Here is a 16,886-nt window from a genome sequence, read left to right on the forward strand (position 1 = left end):
CGTCCATGATTCCAGTGCAGCCCCGTGCCGGGCTGTCGTCAAACGCACGACCCGGCCACCGAGCCGGAGCGGCACTGTCGGACCCTCGTGCTGGAATGATCCTCGTCGCACATGGTCGCGAGGGGGAAGAAGAGCATGTCCGGTACGCTCACGGCCGCTCCGGCCGAACTGCGCCGTCTGTTCGTCGAATGGGCCGGCCCGGTGGGCCCGGCCGACGAGGGCGCGGCGGTCGCGGCGGGCGCGACCGACGACAGCGTGGCCGTCGCCCGGGTCCGGTCGACGCGCCCCGCCCGTCGCCTGGCAGCAAGTCTCTCCCACGCCCTGCCGCCGACGAGCGCCGCCGCCGTGCTGCTGAGCGAGCTGACAGAGCGCCACCTCGCGGGGTCCGAGGCGCGCTGGCGCCGGCTGCACGATGCCCTCACCACCTCACCCGACACGCTGCCGGAGCTGCTCGCCGCGCTGCCGGAGCCGAGTGAGGTCGCGGCGGACCGGCTCCCGCCCACGTCGGTCTGCGACACCATGGCGTTGCTCTTGGAGCAGGCGAGGCCCGCATACGCGGCGGCCGCGCTGACCGCACTGCCGGACCGGACGCTGGAAACGATCCTTGCGGGCGGCTCCCTTCCCGGCCCCTCGCTGACCTCCGCCGTCCTTCTCCACGGGGACAGCCGGTCCCGCACCGCGCTGGCCCGGCACCCCCGGATCGACGCGCGGGTCCTGAAGCAGCTGGTCGCCGCGGACGATCCGAAGGTGAACGCGGCCGTCTACCGCAACAACCGCTGCACCCCGTCGCTGCGCCGCACGGTCGTCCACGCCCACGCGCGGGGCCACGTCGCCCTGGAGGACGCGCTCAGGGCGGAGCTGCTGTCGTCCGCAGGCGCCGCCTCACGAAGCCGGACCGCACCCCTGCTCGTCAGCGGCGATCCGCCGCTCGTCACACAGGCTCTGACCTGGGGCGTACGCAAGGTGGCGCAGCGCCACGCCTTGCTGCGGGTCCTGGAGTGCCGGGGTGCCGACGCCGTGCGCACCATGCTCGCCGACCCGGCCGTCGTACCGCATGTGCACCCGGTGATCCGCGCCGAGATCGCCGACGCACTCGAAGGCGCGGACGCGACGCTTCGGCTGCGTGCCGCGGGCGAGCCGTACGAGGACCCGGCCGTGCTGCCACGCCTCCTCGGCGTCTCCCGTGGCACGAGCACCCTGCGCGATCTTCTGAACGAGCCGTACACCCATGACTTCCGCGCACTGGCGTCGGCCAACCGGACGAGCCCCTTCATGCCGAAGGCGGCGGAGGAGCTGCTCCGTCACGAGGACGCGACCGACGTCGAGCGCGCGGAGTTCCGGCTGACCCTGCTCAACGGTCCATGGCGGGCCGGAGGCCGCGTCGCAGGCAACCTCACCCCACCGCACCGCCGCCTGGCCGAGGAGCCGCTGGACGAGTCCGCCGCCGAATGGGCCGTCGGCGTGGTCGAAGCGGGACTGCTCGACCCCGCCGAGCTGGTCACGACGGCCCGGCCGGCCGCCCGCGCCGCGGAGGCGCTCCGCGCCGTGGCGGACCGGGACCTGGACACGGGTACGGCCAGGAACACGCTCACCGCGCTGTACGAGGAGAATCTGGCAGCTAGCCCCGAGGCCGTCGCGACCCTGCTGCGGAACCTTCCCGGTCACCCGGGGACGCTGCGGGAGGCCGTGAGGGAGGCCGGCGCGGAGGCGGCACGGGCGGCCGCGACCGTCCGGCAGCCGACGCCGAGCCGGACGGACGCGGGCACGGACGTGCCTCGCGCCGGGAGCGTGCCCACGCCGGACGCCGAGCCACCCGCCGGCCCCCCACAGCCTGTACCGGACGGGGGAGTGGGCCTTGGCGTGCCGTCCGTACCGCCGACGCCCCTGTCCGAGCAGCGGGGCCAGGAACCCGTCGGTGAGCGAGCACGCGCCGCGCTCGGCGCGATCGACCTGCTGCGCTCCCTGGCCGTGCCCGGCACGGCGCCCCTGCCGGACGACCCGGTGGTCCTGCGCAGGCTGGCCGCTCACACCAGGGACGACGTGCCCGGCCGGCGCCACCCCGACTGGCTGTACGAGGCATGCCTGGCGCAAGGGCTGAACGACCTCGCGCACCGGTGCCGCACCCCCACCCGCGCGGACGCTCTCGCACGGATGGCGGAGACACCGGAGGCCGGTTCCCTCGCCCGCATCGCCGAACCGGCCTACCTGCACGGCATCGTGCGGGCCGACGACCTGCTCCACCACCTCCCGGCCGCCCACCTCCTGCGCCTGCCCCACGACTGGGCCGAACTGGCCTTCCCCGCGGCGTGGCGGCGCTCCCTCGCCACGTTCCTGGAGCGCGAGCTGGGGACGGACGCGGACGCCTGGCTGCGGCTCGCCGCCACCGCCCGACGGTCGATGGAGGCGGCGGACGACGCCGGGACCGGCCGCCCCGCCGGCCCCACCTGGCCCGAACTCCTCGACCGGTCGCGGCTCGACACCCACCGCGCCGCCGACACCGTGGCGGAGGCGCGCGCACCCCTCGGCCATGCCTCGACGTTCGCCCCCACGGAGCCGCCCACCTCGCCCGAGTCGGCGGTGCGGCTGCTCGCCCGTGGCAACCATCTGTGGGCGTGGCCGCTGGGGACCCTGCTCTGCGTGGCGGGGCCCGTCGCCCTGGCCGCGGTGATGGCCCGCGTCGGCCCCGACGGGCCGTGGATGCTGGCCGCGTTCGTCCTCCGGTCCCGCGCGACCGAGCGCACCCCCTTCGCGTACCTGGTCGACCACCGTGACCGAGCGGCCCTGACGGTGCTCTCGGAGCAGTCCCGGTGGCTCGACCCCGCATGCCTGCACCGGCTCCTCGACCTCGCCGACCCCGACGTGGACCTCGCCGTCCTCCGCGGCAACGGCGACCCTGAGCTGTGCCGACGCGTCGCCGTGCGCCCGGGCGTGCTCGCGCCACGCCTCGCCGCCGAGCTGCGCGCCGATCCCCTCGCCGAACTCCCCGGCGGGCGCACGCCATGGCTCGAATCGGCCGAGCCGGACCTCATCGAGCTCGTCTTCGACAGGGCCGGCAAGCACCTGACGGCGGCCCAGCAACTCGTGGGCGCGCTGAACCTACTGCGCCACGGCGGACCTCGCCGACTGGCCGCGCTGGCGGAGAGCGGACGGCTCGGGGCCGCCGCCACCCGCCTCTGTCAGAAGGCGCTGGCCAGCGACGACCCGGACTCGGTCCTCGCGGCCCGGGCCGCGAAGGAACTGGCGCCCGAACGCCTCGCGAAGCGGCTGCGGAAGTCCCGTACGCACGCGCAGACCCGCTCCCTCCTCGACAGCACCCCGGGCACCCCGGATTGGGAGGCGCTGGAGGCCGAGCACGCGCGGGACCCCCTCCCCTCCTGGGTAGCCGTCGTCCGCCACCCCACGGCTCCGCGGGACTTCCGGATCCGCAACGCCGAGCACCTCCACCGGCTGTCGGCGCTCGACGTCTCCTCGGATCGCGAGGTGACCGTGGCCCGCGCCCGCCACGGCGTCGGCGGGTACGGACGCGGTCCCGTGGACGCCCTGCTGGACCACCTGCTGCGGACCGGTCGGCTGACCGGCAGGGACCTCGTCCGGGAGGCCGCGCCGGCAGCCGTCGTCCTGAGCTATCTGGGCCGCGCCCGCCGCCGCTCGGATGCGCCCGAGGAGGTGGGCGTCGCCCTGGGAGAGGTCGCCCGGCTGGTGGCCGAGCGGCTCGGCGACGACCCCGACGCCTGGCGGGGCGTCCACGCCCGTCTCACCGATCCGGCCGTCCAGCAGACACCGGCCCGCCCCACGCCCGAGCTGCTGTCCGGCCCGTAGCCCGGTGGGCCCGCGGCGCCGACGGCAGGGCCTAGACCGGCTCGCCGCAGCGGTACGTGAAGCGGGTCTCGGCGGTGTGCCGGGTCGGTGAGACGACGACGAGCCGGGCCGTCGCCCGGTGTTCGCCGGGTCCGTGGAACGTCCACAGCAGGTGCAGGCGCGCCTGTGTCTGATGGCGGGCGAGCCGTTCCCGCAGCAGCCCGGACGTGGTGCCGTCGCTCCGTTCCCAGCGGTACGTGACGGTGCCGGGCCGCCCGTCGGTCTCGACCACCGCCACGAGGTCGGCGGTGCCGTCGCAGCCGGGCGGCCGTGCGGGGGCGGCGACCGTCACGCCTCGCACCGCGACCTCGGGCCCGAGTCGCTGCCAGGCCAGGAAGGCCAGTACGGCGAGCAGGAGGGCGGCGGGCAGGGCGTAGCGGCGGAGTGTCCTGCGGCGGCGAGGCGGGGCCACGGGCGCAGGAGCGTGCCAGATCTGCGCGGTGGTCGGGCCGCCGGCCATGCGTTGCCGCAGCGCCGGGGTGACCCCGGGGCCGAAGCGGAGGACCTCGCCCTCCACCCGGTCCGGCGGCGCGTCCTGCGCGGGTCCTTCGAACCAGTGACTGCCGAGGACCGTGGCGCTGTACTCGTCGTTCGCGTCGCGATCGTTCATGAGACCGGGCACCCCCGCCTGGTGAGGATCTGTCGGGTGGACCCGCCGTTCGCGGGGGCCGGGTCCGTGGTCGCCCGGACGCCCCAGTAGCAGCCGCCACCCCGGAAGGTGTGCGTCACCGTGATCGTGTACCGGGTCGCCCCGCTCCGCCGCAGGCTCTCGGAGCCGTCGGACACCCCCGCCTCGCCCTTGCCGTCGGCCGTGGACCAGGAGAGGTGGAGGACCACCGGCCCGGTCCCGTCCGTCACGACGTCGAAGGAGGCTTCCGCCGTGCTCGGACCCGTCTGCCGCAGCGCGGTGACGGAGACCGCCTTCACACCGACCGGAGGCGTCGTGGGCGCAGTGGTGGGCGGTGGGGTCGGAGGGGTGGTCGGCGGGTCCGTCGTCGGCACGGGCGTCGTCGGCGTGGCCACAGGCGTCGGCGTCGTCGTCGGTACCGGGAGGGTCGTCGTCGGAGTGCTCGACGGTGTCGCCTCCTCGGACACGGAAGGCGTGGCTTCGGGCGACGGCGTGCTCGTGGGCGCGGCGGTCGGGGACTCCGAGGCGGTCGGCAGCGTGCTCGTGGTGGCGAAGGACTCGGCCGTCGTGCCGCCTCCCTCGTCACCGGCCCGGGCGGCGACGGCCGCCAGGAGGGCGAGGATCAGCGCGGTGACTCCGGCCGGGACGACGAGCTCCGGCCACAGCCGGCGGCCGCGACCCGCCGGACGGGGCAGGGTGGTCCTGGCCAGCGCGGTCGTGCCGGTGGCCGGCTCACCGCCGGAAGAGGGGAACAGCAGCGGCAGGAGTGCGGCGAGTGCGGCGAGCCTGCGCCGCCCGCGCTCCTCCCAGTCGGGCCCGTAGGCGGCCGTGGCGACCGATTCGAGCTCCGCCACGAACGCCGTCGCGTGCTCGGGGCGCTGCCCCGGAGCTTTCGCGAGGCCGCGCCGGATCAGCGGACGCAGCGGTTCCGGGGCCTCGGTGTCCGGAACGGGCGCGTCGAGGTGCTGGAGCGCCAGCTCGGCGATGTTCTGTCCGGTGAACGGCTTGCGTCCGGTCAGACACTCGAAGAACGTCGCGGTCGCCGCGTACACGTCGGCGGCCGGTGACGCGGGCTCGCCGTTCCACTGCTCGGGCGCCATGTACGCGGGGGTGCCCGCGACCCCCGGCCTGCTGCCGTGGTCCGTGGCGATGCCGAAGTCCACGAGGGTGGACGAGCCGTCGGCCGCGACCAGGACGTTCTCCGGCTTGTAGTCCCGGTGCACGACCCCGGCCCGGTGCGCGGCGGCCAGGCCGAGGAGCGAGCCCTTGAGCACCACGAGCGCCGCCTCGGGGCCGGTGGCGCCCTCACGGGCCAGCAGCGCGCGCAGGGCGACCCCGTCGACCAGCTCCATGACGATCGCCGCGCCCCACGGCGACTCCACGTACTCGTACAGACCGACCACGTGCGGAGTGTCGAGTGCGGCGAGCAGCCGTGCCTCCGCCCGGAATCCCCGGACGAAGGCGGGATCCGTGCGCAGGCGCTCGCCGAGGTACTTGACGGCGACCGGGACACCCGTCGCGTCGTGGACCGCCAGCACCACCCGTCCGCTGCCGCCCGAGCCCAGCTCCCGGGACTCCGTGTATCCGGGCACCACCCATGCGTTCATCCCGCCCCCACTCCTCCTCAACGGGGACAGATTCCGGCCACGACCGGTTCCCGGCAAGGGCGCGCGGGCGGGGAGCGGGCGGCGCGAGGGCGGCGTACGGGCGGCGTACGGACGTGCCGAGCGACCCCATGGACTTCTCGTGCGACTCCATGGACTCTTCGTCGACCGCCTTCGGTGACGCGGCGCCGGACCCTACGGTGTTTCCCGCCGTGGGGACGTCCGCTCCGTTCCGCGTTCATGTCCTGTACCGCGCCCCCACGCGTCGTCGACACGTACCCGCCCCCTCACTCCCTGATCTTGGGCTCGCTCGGACCGCCGTCCCCCCACCGGAATCCTCAGAGGTGCTCAGACCCATGACCGAACTCAACCGGCGCCGCTTCCTGCAGATAGCGGGTGCCACCGCCGGCTTCGCCGCGCTCGACAGCAGCATCGCCCGGGCGGCCGCCATCCCCGCCGCCCGCACCTCCGGCACTCTCGCGGACGTCGAGCACATCGTCGTGCTGATGCAGGAGAACCGTTCCTTCGACCACTACTTCGGCGCCCTGAAGGGTGTCCGCGGCTTCGGCGACCCGCGCCCCGTCACCCTGCCCAGCGGCAAGTCGGTCTGGCACCAGCAGGACGGCGCCAAGACCGTGCTCCCCTACCATCCGACGGCCGAGGACCTCGGCATGCAGTTCATCGCCGGGCTCAACCACGACTGGGCGGGCGGTCACAAGGCCTTCAACAACGGCAGGTACGACCAGTGGATCCCCGCCAAGTCCGCCGGCACCATGGCGTACCTGAACCGGAACGACATCCCGTTCCACTACGCGCTGGCCGACGCGTTCACCGTCTGCGACGCGTACCACTGCTCCTTCATCGGCGCCACGGACCCCAACCGCTACTACATGTGGACCGGCCACACCGGCAACGACCGTACGGGCGGCGGACCGGTCCTCGGCAACGAGGAGCGGGGGTACGACTGGACGACGTACCCCGAGCGGCTCGAACAGGCCGGGATCTCCTGGAAGATCTACCAGGACATCGGCGACGGTCTGAACGCCGCCGGCCACTGGGGCTGGATCGACGACGCCTACCGGGGCAACTACGGCGACAACTCGCTGCTCTACTTCAACAAGTACCGCAACGCCCAGCCGGGCAACCCGCTGTACGACAAGGCCCGCACCGGCACCGACGCGTCGAAGGGCGACGGATTCTTCGACATCCTGCGGGCCGACGTCGCCGCCGACCGGCTGCCGCAGATCTCCTGGATCGCCGCGCCCGAGGCCTTCACCGAGCACCCGAACTTCCCGGCGAACTACGGCGCCTGGTACATCTCCCAGGTCCTCGACGCGCTGACCTCCAACCCGGAGGTGTGGAGCAGGACCGCGCTCTTCATCACGTACGACGAGAACGACGGGTACTTCGACCACGTCGTTCCGCCCTACCCGCCGGCCTCCGCCTCCCAGGGGCTCTCCACCGTCGACACCTCCCTCGACCACTTCTCCGGGAACGCGGGCTACGCCGCCGGTGCCTACGGACTCGGCCAGCGGGTGCCTATGCTGGTCGTCTCGCCCTGGAGCAAGGGCGGTTACGTCTGCTCCGAGGTCTTCGACCACACCTCGATCATCCGGTTCATGGAGCGACGCTTCGGGGTGCGGGAGCCGCAGATCTCGCCCTGGCGGCGGGCCATCTGCGGTGATCTGACCTCCGCCTTCGACTTCGGTCTTGAGGACACCACGCCCGCGGCGCTGCCGGACACCTCGGGCTACGAGCCGCCGGACAAGGACCGGCACCCCAGCTACGTGCCGAAGCCGCCGGCCAACGGGGCCCTGCCCGTCCAGGAGCCGGGAGCGCGACCGGCGAGGGCGCTGCCGTACGAGCTGTACGTGGACGGCACGGCGACCCCGTCGACCGGCCGCTTCACGCTCACCTTCGGTGCGGGCGCCAGGGCCGGGGCCTTCTTCCACATCACCGCGCCGAACCGCACCGACGGTCCGTGGACCTACACGGCGTCGGCCGGCAGGAGCATCGCCGACACGTGGAACACCACGTACTCCTCCGGGGTGTACGACCTCACGGTTTCCGGCCCCAACGGATTCCTGCGCACCTTCAGGGGACCGGGCAAGACCGCGGGACCGGAGGTGACGGCCCGTCATGACGCCGCCACCGGCAACGTCGTCCTGACCATGACGAACACCGGTGCCGCCGCCGTCACCCTCACGGTCACCGACGCCCCCGCCTACGGCGGCCGGTCGCAGCGCGTCGCGGTGGCCAAGGGCGCGACCGTGAAGCACACGGTGGATCTGCGCGCCAGCAAGCGGTGGTACGACCTGTCGGTCGTCTCCAGCGGGAACGGCACCTTCCTGCGGCGTTTCGCGGGCCACGTCGAGAACGGCGCGCCGGGTGTCAGCGACCCGGGGATCATCACCGGCTGACGGAGCCAGGACCGGTGGAGGGGGCGGTGGCGGTGGGCCGGTCGTCAGACGGTGATGACCCGTACGTCGGCGTCGGCGAGCCGCCGCACCGCCTCCGCCGGGACGGCCGCGTCGGTGACCAGCACGTCGACGCGGTCGAGTCCGCAGATCCGGGCGAAGGCGCGCCGCCCCATCTTCGAGGAGTCCGTGACCACGACGACCCGGCTCGCGCGCTCGGCGAACAGCCGGCTGATGCCCGCCTCGTCCTCGTGGTGCGCCATGATCCCCAGCTCGGGGTCGATGCCGTCGACACCGAGGACGACGACGTCGAGCACGACCTCGTTCAGGACTCCGGCGGCCAGCGGGCCGACCAGCTCGTACGTGGTCGGCCGGGCGACACCCCCCGAGACGACGATCTTGATCTGCGGTCGCACGGCCAGCTCGCCGGCGATGTTGAGCGCGTTGGTCACCACGGTCAGCGCGGGTGCGGCCGGCGTTCCCGGTGACTCGGGCCGGCCGGCGCCGAAGCGCAGGGCGAGCGCCCGCGCCACCTCGGTGGTCGTCGTCCCGCCGTTGAGCCCCAGCACCTCGCCCTCGTGGACGAGCTCCGCCACCGCCGCGGCGATGCGCTGCTTCTCCGAGGCGTGCCGGGAGGACTTGTAGCGCAACGGCAGTTCGTACGAGACCCCGTGGGGCACGGCTCCGCCGCGGGTACGGACGAGAAGCCGCTGCTCGGCGAGTTCGTCCAGGTCCCGGCGGATCGTGGCGGGGGAGACGTCGAGCGTGGCGGCTGCCTCCTCGACCTCCAGCCTGCCGGTGGAGGCGAGCAGTTCGAGGAGCGTGTTCCACCGCTCGTGCTTCGACATGATCGCGATTTTAGCGCCGCGCGCACGCCGTGGGCCCTGGACCCCGAGCTCCGGCTGATGGATACTACGCACAGTTGCCGATGCTCGAAGTTGCTCGAAAATAATCTGTTACGAGCAGAAGCGAGCATCACATGTCTGTGAAGGAGCCGCACGTGCCCACTTCGGGACCCTCCCGTACCGCCGCCGAGATCGCCTCCCAGCCCGACTCCTGGCGCAAGGCCGCCGAGACCCTGCCCCAGCACCGCGCGGCGCTCCCGGTGCGCGGCGAGCGCGTCGCCGTCGTCGGCTGCGGCACCTCGTGGTTCATCGCCCAGGCCTACGCCCAGCTCCGGGAGAGCGGCGGTCACGGCGAGACCGACGCCTTCGCCGCCTCCGAGTTCCCGCTCGGCCGCCGCTACGACCGGATCCTGGCGATCACCCGCTCCGGCACCACGACCGAGGTGCTCGACCTGCTCCGCCGGGTCAAGGGGACCGTCGCCACCGGCGCCCTCACCGCCGACCCCGCGACCCCCGTCATGACGGCCGCCGACGCCGTGGCCGTCCTCGACTTCGCCGACGAGGAGTCGGTGGTCCAGACCCGCTTCGCCACCACCGCCCTCGCCCTGCTCCGCGCGCACCTGGAGGACGAGGACGCCCTGCCGCCGGGCGTGCGTACCGTCGAGCGGGCGGCCAAGGACGCCGAGCGCGCCGTCGCCGAACCCCTCGCCGCCGAGATCACGGGCGCCGAGCAGTACACCTTCCTCGGCACCGGCTGGACCTACGGCCTCGCCCTCGAAGCGGGCCTGAAGATGCGCGAGGCCGCGGGCGCCTGGACCGAGGCCTACCCGGCCATGGAGTACCGGCACGGACCCATCAGCATCACCGCACCCGGCCGCGTCGCCTGGTCGTTCGGCCCCGTGCCCGCCGGCCTCGCCGACGACGTGGCCCGTGTCGGCGGCACCCTCGTCGCGGAGTCGGGCGAGGCCGAGGCGGAGCTCGACCCGATGGCCGACCTCGTCCGCGCCCAGCGGCTCGCCGTCCTGCTCGCCGAGGCCCAGGGACAGAACCCGGACCGGCCGCGCAACCTCACCCGGTCCGTGGTCCTCACCACCGGCGGGACGGAGGAGAGCTGATGCCGCTCACCAGCACCGGCGAGATCGTCGTCGAGGCCCGCGAACGGAACGCCGGCGCCGGGGCGTTCAACGTGATCCAGATCGAGCACGCGCAGGCCATCGTCGCGGGCGCCGAGGCCGCGGGCCGTCCCGTGATCCTCCAGATCAGCGAGAACACCGCCCGCTACCACGGCTCCCTGGAGCCCATCGGCCTCGCGACCCTGGCCATCGCGCGCCGCGCGGCCGTCCCGGTCGCGGTCCACCTCGACCACGCCGAGTCGACCGAACTCGTCCGCGAGGCGGTCGCCCTCGGCTTCGGCTCCGTCATGTTCGACGCCTCGACCCTCCCGTACGAGGAGAACGTCGCCGCCACCCGCGAGATGACCGCCCACTGCCACGGCGAGGGCGTCTGGGTGGAGGCCGAACTCGGCGAGGTGGGCGGCAAGGACGGTGCCCACGCCCCCGGCGTGCGCACCGACCCGGACGAGGCACGCGCGTTCGTCGCCGCCACCGGGGTCGACGCCCTCGCCGTCGCCGTCGGCAGCTCCCACGCGATGCTCACCCGGGACGCCGTCCTCGACCTCGACCTCGTGTCGCGGCTGCGGGAGGCCGTGGACGTACCCCTCGTCCTGCACGGCTCGTCGGGCGTCGGGGACGTGGACCTCGGCCGCGCCGTCGGCGCGGGGATGACCAAGGTGAACGTCGCCACACACCTCAACAAGGCCTTCACCGGCGCCGTACGGACCCACCTGGGGGAGAACGCCTCGACCGTCGACCCCCGCCGCTACCTCGGCCCGGCCCGTACGGCCGTCGCGGAGGCGGTGACCCACCTGCTCCACGTGCTCGCGGCCGAGGCACCCCTCGTGCGCACCTGAGCGACGCGCACCTACTCGCTCTCCTCCGCGTCCTCGCACGTGACGCGGTCGCGCGGGGTGTAGTGCGTACGGAAGGTCTCCCGGCCGACCTCCGCCCCGCCGTCGCGGAACACCCGGTCCACGGTGATGTCGAAGCCCTCCAGCGGAGGCTGCGGCTCGCACCTGGGACCGGTGCCCGTCCGCTCGGCGGGCTCGGTCAGGTTGGTGCGGGGACCCTCCACCGCCTCCACGGCGTCGTACTTCTTCGTGCCGAGGAAGCTGACGGTCACCGAGGAGTCGGTGGAGCTCGCCCTGATGTAGATCCAGGCGTCGGAGTTGTTGCGGAACTTCAGGTCGAGCGTGCCCCAGGCCACGGTCGCCTCCCGGCCCGGCGGGTACCGCTCGATGTAGAAGGAGTGCGCGCCGTACTCCACCGGCTTCACCCCCGCGAAGAAGATCGCGTTGAAGACCGTGGTCGCCACGGCGGAGACCCCGCCGCCCGGCGCCGAGTGGTACTGCCCGTCCAGGATCATCGTGCCGTCCACGAAACCGTTGGCCTTGGTGCGCTCCCCGACGGTCCGGTTGAAGCTCCAGACCTCGCCCGGCCTCACCAGCGAGCCGTTGATCAGCTCGACCGCCCGGCCGATGTTGGTCGTGCGGTAGGGCGCGGGAGGGAAGTCGACCGTGAACGTCGACATCTGCTCCTTGATCCCCATCTCCGCCACGGACTTCCGGGTCAGCACCGGCTGGATCAGCTCCGTGGCCACCGGGCCGGTCCGCGCCGCGTCGCCGCGCTTCGGCAACAGCGGCATGACCGCGTCCCCGAGGGCCTTCGCGGTCACCTCGTGCCCCGGCCGGCCGTCCGCGAGCACCACCACCCGGCCGTTCTCCACCCCCAGCCGCGCCTCGACCGGGCCGGTGGCGACCCGGTCGAGCGGGCGCGCCACCACCGGATCGGCGATGAGCGCCTTCTCGTCGAGGGTGGGGACGAGCCGGCCCTCGTCGTCCGCCTTCACCGTCAGATGGGCACCGAGGGTGGTCGGCGTGATCCGCAGGCTCTCCCCGTCGACGGTGAGCGTGACGGGCCCGGACATCGCCGGCGTCCCGAAGGTGTTGAGGAAGCGGGCCGTCTCGGCCTCGCCGACCTTGGGCGCGGAGACGGCGGTCGGCAGCGTCACCGGGTTCGGGCCCTCGGGCTCGGGGTAGTTCGCGCGCAGCGTGTCCACGGCGGCGTCGACGTCCAGCTTCTGCCCGTCGCGGGCCTGGACGGTCACCGCCTGGCCGTCCTCGAAGGAGACGGCGCCCTCGACGGTCGAACGGTCGTACGTGCGGGCCGTCTCCACCATCGCCGCCCGGGCCTCGGCCTCGTCGAAGTCGACGACCGGTTCGATGTCCCGCTCCTGCGAGGAGAACAGCCGGCCGATCACGGTCACCGGATCACGCGCGGGATCGGCCGCCTTCTCGACGGTCTCCGCCACGTCGACGCCCAGTCCCGCCGCGGCCGGATCGACCGTGCCGGTGCTCGCCCCGATCCGCACCGGCATCGGCGCGGTCCAGGACGCGGGCGCCGCCGAGGTCAGCTTCGCCCGCGCCTCCTGGCGGCTCATCCCGCCGATGTCCACGCCGTCCACCCGGGTGCCCTCGGATATCTCGTCCCCCGTGGCGACGAGACCTGCCGCGTACAGCCCGCCGACGGCGAGGAGAGCCACTCCGGCCGCCGTCACCGCGACGCGTACGCGCCGACCGCGAGAGGACGACGGCGTCGCGTCGTCCTCGTGCCTGGAGTCGCTGGAGTCGCGCACACGGCCTCCCGGTGGGTCGGGTCACCCGAGATCCATCGGCGACGTTACGCCGGGCGGGTGCCCGGCGCACGTCGTAAGGCTCTGACCTGGGACGATGCTCGTACCGCGGTACGGGGCCGGTACCCGGGACGGCTCGCGCTCAGCTCTCGGCCGGGTCCACCAGCTCGTTCGACCGTGCCACGCGCGCGTACCAGTGCGCGCTCGACTTCGGGGTACGGGCGAGCGACGTGTAGTCGACGTGGACCGCGCCGAACCGCTTCGCGTAGCCGTACGCCCACTCGAAGTTGTCCATGAGCGACCAGAGGAAGTAGCCGCGGACGTCCGCACCGTCGGCGACGGCCCGGTGCACGGCCGCGAGATGACCGTGCACGTAGGCGATCCGGTCGGGGTCGTGGACCGTTCCGTCCGCACCGACCTCGTCCTCGTACGCGGCGCCGTTCTCCGTGATCAGCAGCGGCAGGTCCGGGTAGCGGGCGGAGACCCGGGTCAGCAGCTCGTACAGCCCGTTCGGGTCCACCGCCCAGCCCATCGCCGTGGGTTCGCCCGGAGCCCGGTGGAAGGCCACGTCGTCGGCGCCGGGCCAGGGGGAGTGCTCGCTCGCCCCGTGCCCGTCGTCCTGCGGCTTCGCCATCCCCTCGGTGACCGCCGACACCACCGTCGGCGTGTAGTAGTTGATGCCCAGCGAGTCCAGCGGCCGGCCGATCGTCGCCGTGTCCCCGTCCCGTACGAACGCCCAGTCGGTGAGGGCGGCGGTGTCGGCGAGGAGGTCCTCCGGGTACGCGCCGTCGAGAAGAGGACCCAGGAAGACCCGGTTGCCGACGGCGTCGATCCGACGGGCGGCCTCCCGGTCCTCCGCCGACGAGGTGAGCGGCCGGATCTCGTGCAGGTTCAGGCTGATCGAGACCTTCGCCTGCGCGGGGTGCGCGGAGCGCAGCGCCTGAGCCGCGAGCCCGTGGCCCAGATTCAGGTGGTGGGCGGCGCGCAGGGCCGCGACGGGGTCGGTGCGGCCGGGGGCGTGGACCCCGGAGCCGTAGCCGAGGAAGGCGGTGCACCAGGGCTCGTTGAGGGTGGTCCAGCGGGTGATCCGGTCTCCGAGCGCCTCGCCGACCAGCGCCGCGTACGCGCCGAACCGCTCGGCCGTGGCCCGCTCGGGCCAGCCGCCCGCCGTCTCGAGCTCCTGCGGCAGATCCCAGTGATAGAGCGTGGCGACCGGCTCGATGCCGGCCGCGAGCAGCTCGTCGACGAGCCGGCGGTAGAAGTCCAGGCCTTTCTGGACGGCCGGTCCGCGGCCGGTGGGCTGGACGCGCGGCCACGACACCGAGAACCGGTAGGCACTCAGGCCGAGGTCGGCCATCATCCGGACGTCGTCCCGGAAGCGGTGGTAGTGGTCGATCGCCACATCGCCGGTGTGGCCCTCGAAGACCTTGCCCGGGGTGTGCGAGAAGGTGTCCCAGATCGACGGCGTACGGCCGTCCTCGGCCGCCGCTCCCTCGATCTGGTACGCGGCGGTGGCGGCGCCCCACAGGAAGCCGGGCGGGAACTGACGGACCGTCGTGAGCGGTCGGGGGTCTGTCGCGGTCATGCGGAAGTGCTCCCGGGTGAGAGGGACGAAGGGGAAACGGGTGGCAGGGGTCGGCCGCCGGTCCGCGGGTCGGGTCGAGGCCCGCGGGCCGGCTCGTGACCCCGGGTCAGCTCTTGACCGCGCCCGTGGTGATGCCGCCCACGATGTGCTTGCCGAGCACGGCGAAGACCAGCAGCAGCGGCAGGGTGGAGATCAGCGCGCCGGTCAGCACGATCGACTGGTCGACGGTGTGGTTGCCCGCGCCCAGACCGGCCAGGGCCACCTGGAGCGTGGGACTGCCGTCCGGGGTGAGCGCGATGAACGGCCAGAAGAAGTCGTTCCAGGCCTGCACGAACACCAGCATGCCGAGCACCGCCATCGCTGGCCTGGCGACCGGGAAGACCACGTGCCAGATGATCCGCAGGCTGTGCGCGCCGTCCACCCGGGCCGCCTCCACCAGCTCCACGGGCAGCGCCTCGATCAGGTACTGGCGCATGAAGAACACGCCGAACGCGGCGACCAGGGAGGGCAGGACGACGGACTGGAGCTGGTCGACCCAGCCCAGGTCGGTGATGATCCGGTACAGCGGGATCACGCTCAGCTGCGGCGGGATCGTCATGGTCGCCACGACGAGCGCCAGCATCGCGCCCCGCCCCTTGAAGGGCAGTTTGGCGAAGGCGAAGCCGGCCAGGGTGGAGAAGAGCACGGTGGAGAGCGCCACCAGGCCCGCCACGACCGTCGTGTTGACCAGCGCCTCGCCCATGTCCACCTGGTTCCAGGCGAACGAGAGGTTGTCGAAGAGCCGGGGGCCCGGCAGCAGCGGAGCCGGGGGAGAGACGACCCGCTCGCCCGAGTGGGAGGCGGCGACGAGGTTCCAGTACAGCGGGAAGAGCGAGACCAGCGCGGCCAGGCCGAGCAGGACGTAGGTCAGCGGACCCGCCCGGTGCTGGTCACCGGCCGGCGGGCGGGGGCGGAGACGGAGACGTGGATGTGACATGAGGTCAGGCCCCCAGCTTCTTGCGGTTCGCCCGGGCGAGGAGCGTGCGGACGGCCCCGATCACCAGCAGGAGCAGCAGCATCACCCAGGCGATGGCGGACGCCTGGCCAAGGGCGCCGGTCACCCACCCCTTCTCGTACATCAGCAGGCTCAGCGTCTGGAACTGGTTGCCGCTGCCGCCGCTGATGCCGAGGCTGCCGCCGAAGATCATCGGTTCGCCGAACAGCTGGGTGGCACCGATCGTGGAGACCACGATCGTGAAGAGGATCGTCGGGCGGATCGACGGGATCGTCACGCTGAGGAACTGCCGCCACCGGGAGGCCCCGTCCAGCGCCGCCGCCTCGTACAGATCCTTCGGTACGGCCTGCATGGCCGCCAGATAGATGAGCGCGTTGTAGCCCGTCCAGCGCCAGGTGACGATCGTCGAGATCGCGATCTGGGCGGGCCACTTGGAGGACTCCCAGTCCACCGGCTCGAAGCCGACCCAGCCGAGGACGGTGTTGATCAGGCCGTAGTCGGTGTTGAAGAGCTGGGCGAAGACGAGGGTCGCCGCCGCGATCGAGGTGGCGTACGGAGCGAGGACCGCGACCCGGAAGAAACCCCGGGCGCGAAGCCGGTAGTTGAGCAGATGGGCCAGCCCGAGCGCCATCAGCAGCTGGGGCACGGTCGACACGACACCGATGGTGAAGGTGTTGCCGAGCGCGTTCCAGAAGAACTCGCTGTCCGCGAGGGAGGTGTAGTTGTCCAGGCCCCGCCACTCCGCCTCACCGCCGAGCTCCACCCGGTGCAGCGAGAGCCAGCCCGTGTAGATCAGTGGGAAGAGGCCGAAGGCGGCGAAGGTGAGGAAGAACGGCGCGACGAAGGCGTACGGGCTGAACCGCAGGTCCCACCGGTACAGCCGGCTGCGCAGGGTTCCGCGCGGCGGCGGGGGTGGGGGAAGGGCGGGGGCGGGCGGGGCGGGCGGCGGCGAGCCGTCGGCCGCCGCCCGGAGGGAGGTGGCCACGGGGGCGTCCCTTCGGAATCGGTACGGATGCGCGGTGCGCGGTCGGTGCGGGGACGGCGCGCGGGGCGGGCACGGCCCGGGTGCGGCGCGGCGAGCGCGCGGCCGGATGGGGGCTCGTGCGCGCTGGTCACGGGCGTGCTGGTCACGGCCTTGCCGGTGACGGGCACGCCGCGCGCGGTCGTGGGGAGGGCGGCCGCCCGGCGGGGGAGCGCCGGGCGGCTCC

General features: G+C 73.4%; 11 protein-coding genes. 4 read left to right on the plus strand and 7 right to left on the minus strand.

What is annotated here, in order from left to right:
- Nucleotides 1-135: 135 nt before the first annotated feature.
- Nucleotides 136-3,819, plus strand: coding sequence for a hypothetical protein (locus M5362_RS12780; protein WP_260227582.1), 3,684 nt, complete (start codon nucleotides 136-138; stop codon nucleotides 3,817-3,819).
- A 31-nt stretch (nucleotides 3,820-3,850) separates the two neighbouring features.
- Here the strand turns inward: M5362_RS12780 and M5362_RS12785 are convergent, their stop codons facing one another.
- Both M5362_RS12785 and M5362_RS12790 read right to left on the minus strand, forming a co-directional pair.
- Nucleotides 3,851-4,468: a hypothetical protein gene (locus tag M5362_RS12785; protein WP_260227583.1), complete on the minus strand. Its 618-nt coding sequence runs from the start codon at nucleotides 4,466-4,468 to the stop codon at nucleotides 3,851-3,853.
- On the minus strand, nucleotides 4,465-6,093 hold the full coding sequence (locus M5362_RS12790) for a serine/threonine-protein kinase (RefSeq protein WP_260227584.1): 1,629 nt from the start codon (nucleotides 6,091-6,093) through the stop codon (nucleotides 4,465-4,467). Before M5362_RS12790 ends, M5362_RS12785 begins: the two co-directional genes overlap by 4 nt.
- Nucleotides 6,094-6,446: 353 nt before the next feature.
- Here M5362_RS12790 and M5362_RS12795 point away from each other — a divergent pair, with 353 nt between their 5' ends.
- Nucleotides 6,447-8,510, plus strand: a complete 2,064-nt coding sequence (locus M5362_RS12795) for a phosphocholine-specific phospholipase C (RefSeq protein WP_260227585.1) — start codon at nucleotides 6,447-6,449, stop codon at nucleotides 8,508-8,510.
- A 44-nt stretch (nucleotides 8,511-8,554) separates the two neighbouring features.
- On the opposite strand, the gene M5362_RS12800 is transcribed toward M5362_RS12795, so the two are convergent.
- Entirely contained in the window at nucleotides 8,555-9,355 is an 801-nt protein-coding gene (locus M5362_RS12800; protein ID WP_260227586.1) for a DeoR/GlpR family DNA-binding transcription regulator, read from the minus strand.
- 152 nt (nucleotides 9,356-9,507) lie between these two features.
- On the opposite strand from M5362_RS12800, the gene M5362_RS12805 reads away from it, so the two are divergent.
- Together M5362_RS12805 and M5362_RS12810 are read left to right on the plus strand one after the other, a co-directional pair.
- Entirely contained in the window at nucleotides 9,508-10,467 is a 960-nt protein-coding gene (locus M5362_RS12805; protein ID WP_374214451.1) for an SIS domain-containing protein, read from the plus strand.
- Entirely contained in the window at nucleotides 10,467-11,321 is an 855-nt protein-coding gene (locus tag M5362_RS12810; RefSeq protein WP_260227588.1) for a class II fructose-bisphosphate aldolase, read from the plus strand. Before M5362_RS12805 ends, M5362_RS12810 begins: the two co-directional genes overlap by 1 nt.
- An 11-nt stretch (nucleotides 11,322-11,332) precedes the next feature.
- Here the strand turns inward: M5362_RS12810 and M5362_RS12815 are convergent, their stop codons facing one another.
- The 4 genes from M5362_RS12815 to M5362_RS12830 all read right to left on the minus strand — a co-directional run bounded on the left by M5362_RS12815 (nucleotide 11,333) and on the right by M5362_RS12830 (nucleotide 16,663).
- Nucleotides 11,333-13,102, minus strand: a complete 1,770-nt coding sequence (locus tag M5362_RS12815) for a VanW family protein (RefSeq protein WP_308354869.1) — start codon at nucleotides 13,100-13,102, stop codon at nucleotides 11,333-11,335.
- Between the two features lie 139 nt (nucleotides 13,103-13,241).
- Nucleotides 13,242-14,684 carry a GH1 family beta-glucosidase gene (locus M5362_RS12820; RefSeq protein WP_260227589.1) on the minus strand — a complete coding sequence of 481 codons (1,443 nt, stop codon included), beginning with the start codon at nucleotides 14,682-14,684 and terminating at the stop codon, nucleotides 13,242-13,244.
- Between the two features lie 106 nt (nucleotides 14,685-14,790).
- Nucleotides 14,791-15,660, minus strand: a complete 870-nt coding sequence (locus tag M5362_RS12825) for a carbohydrate ABC transporter permease (RefSeq protein ID WP_260227590.1) — start codon at nucleotides 15,658-15,660, stop codon at nucleotides 14,791-14,793.
- Between the two features lie 4 nt (nucleotides 15,661-15,664).
- Nucleotides 15,665-16,663, minus strand: coding sequence for a carbohydrate ABC transporter permease (locus M5362_RS12830; protein WP_260227591.1), 999 nt, complete (start codon nucleotides 16,661-16,663; stop codon nucleotides 15,665-15,667).
- Nucleotides 16,664-16,886: the final 223 nt, after the last annotated feature.

Source organism: Streptomyces sp. Je 1-79, assembly GCF_025195125.1.
GTDB lineage: Bacteria > Actinomycetota > Actinomycetes > Streptomycetales > Streptomycetaceae > Streptomyces.

What these genes read in the sequence shown, in the direction of transcription:
- M5362_RS12820 (WP_260227589.1), bottom strand. Translation starts at nt 14,684, where the DNA reads ATGACCGCGACAGACCCCCGACCGCTCACGACGGTCCGTCAGTTCCCG.
- M5362_RS12780 (WP_260227582.1), top strand. Translation starts at nt 136, where the DNA reads ATGTCCGGTACGCTCACGGCCGCTCCGGCCGAACTGCGCCGTCTGTTC.
- M5362_RS12790 (WP_260227584.1), bottom strand. Translation starts at nt 6,093, where the DNA reads ATGAACGCATGGGTGGTGCCCGGATACACGGAGTCCCGGGAGCTGGGC.
- M5362_RS12825 (WP_260227590.1), bottom strand. Translation starts at nt 15,660, where the DNA reads ATGTCACATCCACGTCTCCGTCTCCGCCCCCGCCCGCCGGCCGGTGAC.
- M5362_RS12810 (WP_260227588.1), top strand. Translation starts at nt 10,467, where the DNA reads ATGCCGCTCACCAGCACCGGCGAGATCGTCGTCGAGGCCCGCGAACGG.
- M5362_RS12795 (WP_260227585.1), top strand. Translation starts at nt 6,447, where the DNA reads ATGACCGAACTCAACCGGCGCCGCTTCCTGCAGATAGCGGGTGCCACC.
- M5362_RS12785 (WP_260227583.1), bottom strand. Translation starts at nt 4,468, where the DNA reads ATGAACGATCGCGACGCGAACGACGAGTACAGCGCCACGGTCCTCGGC.
- M5362_RS12800 (WP_260227586.1), bottom strand. Translation starts at nt 9,355, where the DNA reads ATGTCGAAGCACGAGCGGTGGAACACGCTCCTCGAACTGCTCGCCTCC.